Raw genomic sequence first — 6,007 nt, forward strand, 5'->3', positions numbered from 1 at the left:
TGGCGATGAAGTTGTGGTGCCCCGGAACCTGGAGGTCATAGACCCATGGGTGTTCGGGTTTATACTCTTCAATCTCTTCAACTCTGTCCCAGAAGATGTCCGACTCTTCAAGAAGCCTCCCTAGACGTTCATCTTCTGTTTCAGGCACTGTTCTCGGCTCGTTTTCTTTCCTTGGAGTTGCAATAAAATCTCCAACCTTCAGTTCCTCCGCTCTCCTCGTTTTAAACTGTCCATCCTCAAAGACGAAGAACGGATGGGTTGGCGTTATCTTAATCTCCCTGCCACTTGCCGTCTTTATCCTGAACATTCTCTCTGGAGCGGTCCTCTTCCAGGCTATGTTCGCTTTAACTTTTCTCACCTTCAGGGTCTTCGCGTCGAGGGCGTAGAGTTCAAGGTCAATGGGAGCATAAAAGCCATCGTCAACTTTCCCGAGCGTTCCCTCTTTTTCGGCTCTTCTAACAGCTTCTTCCACAATTTCCCCAATCCTCTTCAGACTTCCATCGGCCAAAACAACCTCTGTATTGTAGTCAACGCACTTAGCAACACCAGGGTCACCCACAAGCAGAACGTGACTCTCACCGCGAAGCTTCGTCCCATCGGGCAGAGTTCTCTGCACACCGCCGAAGAGAGCCAGAGCTATGCCCTTCTTCACCGTTCTATGCCCCCAGATGGCAGGAGCTATCGAGTCCACTATCGCGTCAACGATGTCCTTCCTCTTCGCTAATTCGCGAATCTTCTGCTCGTCCTCCGGGGAAATCTCAAGCTCCTCTATCTCCTTGCTGAGCTGCTCTATGTGGTTGACCTCCAGGACCTTCTTGAAGATGGGCCTCTTGTCCTTCTGCTCCAGGATAACTCGCAGAATTCCCGTGACGAGAACGCGGTCGCCTGGAAGGGCCGTATCGACGAGGTCGTCGAGGAGTATCGAGTCAACGAAGCGCGGCATCTGACCGCCCTTGAGGCTCTCGGGCCTGTCCTGTAACCTGAAGCTTTGGAAGTTCACAAAGCGGCTCTTCTCGACGTCCAGCTCGACGTTTCTGCTTCCACAGGCATCGCACTTCGCCGGCTTGACGAGGTTCTCGTACGGCCTCTGGAGCCGTATCATCTCATTGCCGCAGTCCTTGCACACAAAGACGGCCTTCTCAACGAAGGGCTTCACTTCACTCACGCGCGTTATGATTCCCTCAACCTGGATGAGCCTGTTTATGTGCTCGCTTCCGAGTTCCTTCACGAGGAGCGTCTTCGGGAGGTTGAAGAAGCGCGCATGAATCTTCAGATCCCTTTCGACGAGGAGGGGAGGCTCCCGGAGAACTATTCCTATCGCGTCTTCAGCTGCCAGAATGCTCTCCTCGGGGTTTTCCATCAGTTCGGCAGCGAGTTCCGGATCAAAGGAATTGAGATGCGTCCAGTCTATAGAGAGGGAACGCCTGGGAGTTACCGTGAGCAGGTCCTTCAGCCTGTTGAGGTAGACCTCCTTCCCGTCGTCATCAACGTACTCGCGAAGGAATCGCGCATACCTCTCTATCATCTCCTCCCTTTCCATCAGACCTCACCAAGCCACTCGTTTCTTATCTTCGAAAGCTGGAGGTAGACCCGCCTCTCCTCCGGCGAAAGTCTTGAGAGAAGTTCCAGGCTGTTTGGCCTCAGCATGACCGCCTTCAGAATCTTGTTGAAGCGTATGATCTTCAGGTGTTCGGTCTTCTTCTTCAGGTTGGCAAGCTTGGTCAGTTTAACGTTTATGGTCTCTATGCTCTCGCTCGCGTTCAGTCTCACGTAGTTTTCCAGGTAGTACATATAAAATTCCGCCCTCTCATAAAGCCCCTCTGGAAGGGGCATGAGGGGTTCGTTGGAGCGCTCCTCGGCTATGACCTTGTCCACCTCGCCTATGACCTTGTCGGCCTCGTCAACGACCTCGACGACACCCGTCTCCCAGAGTACCTTCGCCTTCCAGTCCTCCACGAGAACTATGTCACCGGCCTTCCAGTCGCCGAAGGGCCGGAGTATCTTGACGGCTATGAGCGCCCTTCCTGTAAACATGCCACCACCTTCTCGAGTATCTCCCTTGGAGGGAGGGCTCTTAAAGTTTCCGAGCCGGGGACGGATAAGCCTATAAGCCCCTTCCTTTAATAATATCCGGTGAGAGCATGCTGATCGGGATAATGAGCGACACCCACGACAACCTTCCGGCGATAAGAAAAGCCGTCGAGCTCTTCAACAGGGAAAACGTTGAACTCGTCATCCACGCCGGTGACTTCGTTGCCCCCTTCGTGGCGAGAGAGCTGAAGAACCTCAGGGCTCCCCTCAGGGGAGTTTTCGGCAACAACGACGGCGAGAGGAAGGGTCTTTACGAAGCGCTTGGCATCTACGATGAGATTATAGAGCTTGAGGCCGACGGGATGAAGATAGCGGTAACCCACGGAACGAACGAAGTCCTTGTCAGGGCACTCGCCAGGAGCAGGCTCTACGATGTGGTCGTCGTCGGTCACACCCACCGCTACGAGATAGTGGAAGAGGGCAGGACGATCCTCGTGAATCCCGGCGAGGTCTGCGGCTACCTGACCGGAGTCAGGAGCGTTGCCCTCCTGGACACGAGAAAGAGGGAAGTGAGGATAATCAACCTTGACACGGGGGAACTGCTCGGGGCAATGAGCCTCTAACGAGCGCCTCTGACGAGTTGCGGGCGGTGGCTATGGAGGACATCCTCGTTCCCAAGGAGAGAACCGATGCGGTCGTCTTCGTTGGAATCGACGGAAGAGAAAACGTCGAGCTTATCAAGGTCTACGCTGTCAGCGAGGAGGCCGCCTTAGAGGCGCTGGAGACCTTCATGAACGCGAGGGGCCTCCATCCGGCCGACTACCGTCTCGTCAGCAGGGGCTTTGAGGAGACCGCGGGAAGGAGAGCAATAACCACCCGCACCGAGGGGAAGCTCTCGGCCCTCGCCTCAAGGCTCGGCCTTAGGCTCCTCTCCAACGGGATTCTGCACATCGGCGATTCTGAAAAAGTTTACCAGCTCACCCTCGTTAGCGAGGATCTGTACGAACGGCTGAGGCGGGAGCACTCCTCCAGGGTGAGAAAGAAGGGACTGGCCATCAGCGTTCAGAAAGCCCTCGAACTCGGCCTTCCGGCACTCGTCGTCAACTTCAGGGGGATCAACCTCGAGCCCCTTATCCCGGAGGGGGCAATCCTCCTCAGGGAGCCCTCTCCCGGAGAGGTTCTGAAGGTCATGAGGGAGAAGGTTGTCGTTGTGGAGACGGTCTGGCCGGATAAGTACGAGGGACTTCCCTTCGCCGTTCGGATAAACCTTCCACCGCTGTCGAGGAGGGAGTTCGTTGAGGAGCTTGAGGGAAGGCTGGGCTTCACAGTGGATCCCGGCCTGTTCGAGGACTATCCCCCGTGGCTTTTGAACTACAGGAACATCGACTTCCTCGTGGAGATCGTTGAAAAGCTCTTGGAGGAGGGTATGGACAGAGAAACCGCCCTTGAGACGGCCGTCATGATCAACCTTGGCTTCACTCCCCCCAACCTGGAGGGGGATTAACCCCCCAGTGCCCTGAAGTACCTTTTGACGGCCTCCCGAAAGGCCGGGTTGTGCCGTCCCAGGGCCGCGTTGATAAGCTCCTTCAGTTTTCGATCATCTGCGAGATAGCCCAGGAGGAGGCCCTCGTCGACGCTCAGCCCCGAGAGGAACTTAGTCTCTCCGAGGAAGGCTTCTCTATCCTTTTTTTCCGCCAGGATTTTGAGTTTTTCGAGATAAGGCCTTAGCCTATTAGCTCTTCTCTCGAACTCCAGCCAGTCTACGGAGAGAATCTCTCCGGGCGAGGTATACATTCCGGGGCTTTCGAGGTAGGGCCTTAGCGCTTCGCCCAGCTTTGAGTTGAGGAGCTTTCTCCTGAAGACCTCCAGCGAGTCGTAATCGTTACTCAGCCTCTTCTTATCAACGAGGTCTAGGGAGTCGAAGAGCGCTATTCCCGTCAGGTAACAGAGGGCGGCGAAGGGTAGTTTGGGAAGGGTTATAGCCCTCCTCGTTACTGAAATCAGCTCCCCCTCCTTCCTCTCGAGGTTCTCCAGGAGCATGCCAAGGGGATAGCTGAGGCTCTTAACGCAGAATTCAAGCTCGTCCATGTTCTCACCGGTGGAAGTTGTTCGGCCACCCTAAAAGTCTTTCGTCAGGTTTTTAGGTTTTTGAGCTGAGAGGGTAAAGGTGGGAGAATGGAGTGGGTTGAAATAAACGGTTCCTACGGCGAGGGCGGGGGGCAGATACTCAGAACGGCGGTGGCTCTGTCCGTAATCACGGGAAAACCCGTGAGGATATACAACATCCGCGCCAACAGGCCCAACCCGGGGCTAAGGACACAGCACCTCCATGGGATTCTGGCTTTGAAGGAGCTGAGCAACGCGAGGGTTAGGGGCGCTCAGGTAGGCTCAACGAGACTAGAATTTATTCCCGGTAAGGCGAGACCGAAGCACATCCGCGTTCCGATAAAAACAGCGGGCAGTATAACCCTCGTCCTCCAGGCTTTACTTCCGGCTATGGCCTTCACCGGGGGTAGCTTCGAGGTAACCGGAGGAACCGACGTCCCCTGGAGCCCGCCCGTTGATTACCTCAAGCACGTTACCCTCTTTGCCCTTGAGAGGATGGGGTTGAGAATTAGGCTCGAGATAAAGAGGAGGGGCCATTACCCGAAGGGTGGCGGTCTGGTAGTTGGGGAAGTTGAACCCTGGGAGGAGAGGAAACCGCTCATAGCCCTTGAGTGGAGGAAAATCGAACGCTTCGCTGGGATAAGCCACGCCACCAACTTGCCAGCCCACGTCGCTGAGAGGCAGGCAAAGGCCGCCGAGGAAAGGCTGAGGAGATTTTACAGCGTTCCTGTCGAAATAGAGAGGGAAGTTTCGCGTTCTCTCGGACCGGGGAGCGGAATAGTGGTCTGGGCCGAGACGGACTCGCTGAGAATCGGGGGAGACGCCCTTGGAAAGCGCGGTAAGCCGGCGGAAGTAGTAGGCAGGGAAGCGGCCGATGAGTTGCTGGAAGCGCTGACTTCAAGAAAGGCCGTTGACAAATTCCTCGGTGACCAGCTGATACCCTTCTTGGCCTTCACGGGTGGAGAGATTGGCGTTGCCGAAATCACGAGCCACCTTGTGACGAACGTCTGGGTCGTGGAGAGGTTTTTGGGTAAAATCTTCGAGGTTGATGGCGAAGTTGGTAAGCCCGGAGTTGTGAGGGGTGTGTGAAGAGGGCAGAAGTCTGACGAGGGGGTTAAATATCCCAACACCAATCCCCAATCTGGTGGGGAGAATGGAGATAATAATCCCAGAGGACGTTATCACCGCTATGAGACTCCCCAGGGGCGAGGTTGAGAGAGAGCTTAGGCTCGACCTAGCGGTTATTCTCTACCAGCGAGGAATCCTCCCGCTCGGAAAGGCGGCGAAGCTCGCGGGAGTAACCAAGAGGGAGTTTTCTTGAAGAGCTAGCCAAGAGGAAGGTTCCGAGGCACTACACCGAGAGGGAGCTGGCGGAGGATGTGGCCTTTGCCCGTGGTGAGTAACTCGACCCCCTTAATTCACCTCGCTAAAATAGGAAGGCTTGAGCTTCTCAGGGAGTTCTTCGGTGAGGTTTTAATTCCCGAGACCGTCTATCGAGAGTGCGTAATTGAAGGCGGTGACAGCGAGGATGCTCAAGCGATTAAAAACGCCGAGTGGATTAAAGTGGAGAAAATAATGGACGAGAGGCTCAAGCGTTCCCTGATGATTAAGCTTGATGAAGGTGAGAGCGAGGCTATAGTCTTAAGCTTTAGATAAAGAATGCCGAACTTGTCCTAATGGATGACTACGATGGTAGGGAAGTGGCAAGAGCCCTTGGCCTGAGGGTGGCAGGAACCATTGGTGTTCTCCTCAAAGCCAAGTTCACCGGTAAGGTAGCCAGCCTTAGGGACGAGCTGGAGAAACTAAAGGCCACGGGCTTCTGGCTGAGCGATGGACTTTATGAAAAGGTGTTGAAGGAAGCAGGCGAGCT

Annotated in this window: 8 protein-coding genes and 1 pseudogene; 6 read left to right on the plus strand and 3 right to left on the minus strand. The window is 55.2% G+C overall.

The window, feature by feature from the left end:
* Both MV985_RS08400 and MV985_RS08405 read right to left on the minus strand, forming a co-directional pair.
* A pseudogene (locus tag MV985_RS08400) lies at positions 1–1,540 on the minus strand (hypothetical protein); the annotation flags it as partial.
* Positions 1,540–2,034 (minus strand): hypothetical protein, encoded by a 495-nt coding sequence (locus tag MV985_RS08405; RefSeq protein WP_297465243.1) that lies wholly within the window; start codon positions 2,032–2,034, stop codon positions 1,540–1,542. The gene MV985_RS08405 and the pseudogene MV985_RS08400, both read right to left, overlap by 1 nt.
* A 107-nt stretch (positions 2,035–2,141) precedes the next feature.
* Here MV985_RS08405 and MV985_RS08410 point away from each other — a divergent pair, with 107 nt between their 5' ends.
* Both MV985_RS08410 and MV985_RS08415 read left to right on the plus strand, forming a co-directional pair.
* Positions 2,142–2,654: a metallophosphoesterase gene (locus MV985_RS08410; protein ID WP_297465245.1), complete on the plus strand. Its 513-nt coding sequence runs from the start codon at positions 2,142–2,144 to the stop codon at positions 2,652–2,654.
* Positions 2,655–2,686: 32 nt separating this feature from the next.
* On the plus strand, positions 2,687–3,535 hold the full coding sequence (locus tag MV985_RS08415; protein ID WP_297465256.1) for a hypothetical protein: 849 nt from the start codon (positions 2,687–2,689) through the stop codon (positions 3,533–3,535).
* Here the strand turns inward: MV985_RS08415 and MV985_RS08420 are convergent.
* A complete protein-coding gene (locus MV985_RS08420) occupies positions 3,532–4,119 on the minus strand; it encodes a hypothetical protein (protein ID WP_297465247.1) in 588 nt (195 codons plus the stop codon). The genes MV985_RS08415 and MV985_RS08420 overlap by 4 nt on opposite strands.
* An 87-nt stretch (positions 4,120–4,206) precedes the next feature.
* Here MV985_RS08420 and rtcA point away from each other — a divergent pair, with 87 nt between their 5' ends.
* From rtcA to MV985_RS08440, 4 genes are all read left to right on the plus strand, one after another.
* The gene (rtcA, locus tag MV985_RS08425) at positions 4,207–5,226 is read left to right on the plus strand and encodes an RNA 3'-terminal phosphate cyclase (protein WP_297465249.1); all 1,020 of its coding nucleotides are present in this window, start codon (positions 4,207–4,209) and stop codon (positions 5,224–5,226) included.
* Positions 5,227–5,290: 64 nt separating this feature from the next.
* Positions 5,291–5,458 carry a UPF0175 family protein gene (locus tag MV985_RS08430; RefSeq protein ID WP_297465258.1) on the plus strand — a complete coding sequence of 56 codons (168 nt, stop codon included), beginning with the start codon at positions 5,291–5,293 and terminating at the stop codon, positions 5,456–5,458.
* A gap of 56 nt (positions 5,459–5,514) precedes the next feature.
* Positions 5,515–5,793 (plus strand): hypothetical protein, encoded by a 279-nt coding sequence (locus MV985_RS08435; protein WP_297465252.1) that lies wholly within the window; start codon positions 5,515–5,517, stop codon positions 5,791–5,793.
* A 20-nt stretch (positions 5,794–5,813) separates the two neighbouring features.
* The coding region (locus tag MV985_RS08440; protein ID WP_297465254.1) for a DUF3368 domain-containing protein at positions 5,814–6,007 on the plus strand (194 nt) is incomplete at its 3' end.

The organism is Thermococcus sp. (assembly GCF_027012695.1).
In the GTDB taxonomy this organism is placed as follows: domain Archaea; phylum Methanobacteriota_B; class Thermococci; order Thermococcales; family Thermococcaceae; genus Thermococcus.

Excerpts from the sequence above, each read along its gene's own strand:
- MV985_RS08405 (WP_297465243.1), bottom strand. The coding sequence starts at position 2,034 with ATGTTTACAGGAAGGGCGCTCATAGCCGTCAAGATACTCCGGCCCTTC.
- MV985_RS08410 (WP_297465245.1), top strand. The coding sequence starts at position 2,142 with ATGCTGATCGGGATAATGAGCGACACCCACGACAACCTTCCGGCGATA.
- MV985_RS08415 (WP_297465256.1), top strand. The coding sequence starts at position 2,687 with ATGGAGGACATCCTCGTTCCCAAGGAGAGAACCGATGCGGTCGTCTTC.
- MV985_RS08420 (WP_297465247.1), bottom strand. The coding sequence starts at position 4,119 with ATGGACGAGCTTGAATTCTGCGTTAAGAGCCTCAGCTATCCCCTTGGC.
- rtcA (WP_297465249.1), top strand. The coding sequence starts at position 4,207 with ATGGAGTGGGTTGAAATAAACGGTTCCTACGGCGAGGGCGGGGGGCAG.
- MV985_RS08430 (WP_297465258.1), top strand. The coding sequence starts at position 5,291 with ATGGAGATAATAATCCCAGAGGACGTTATCACCGCTATGAGACTCCCC.
- MV985_RS08435 (WP_297465252.1), top strand. The coding sequence starts at position 5,515 with ATGTGGCCTTTGCCCGTGGTGAGTAACTCGACCCCCTTAATTCACCTC.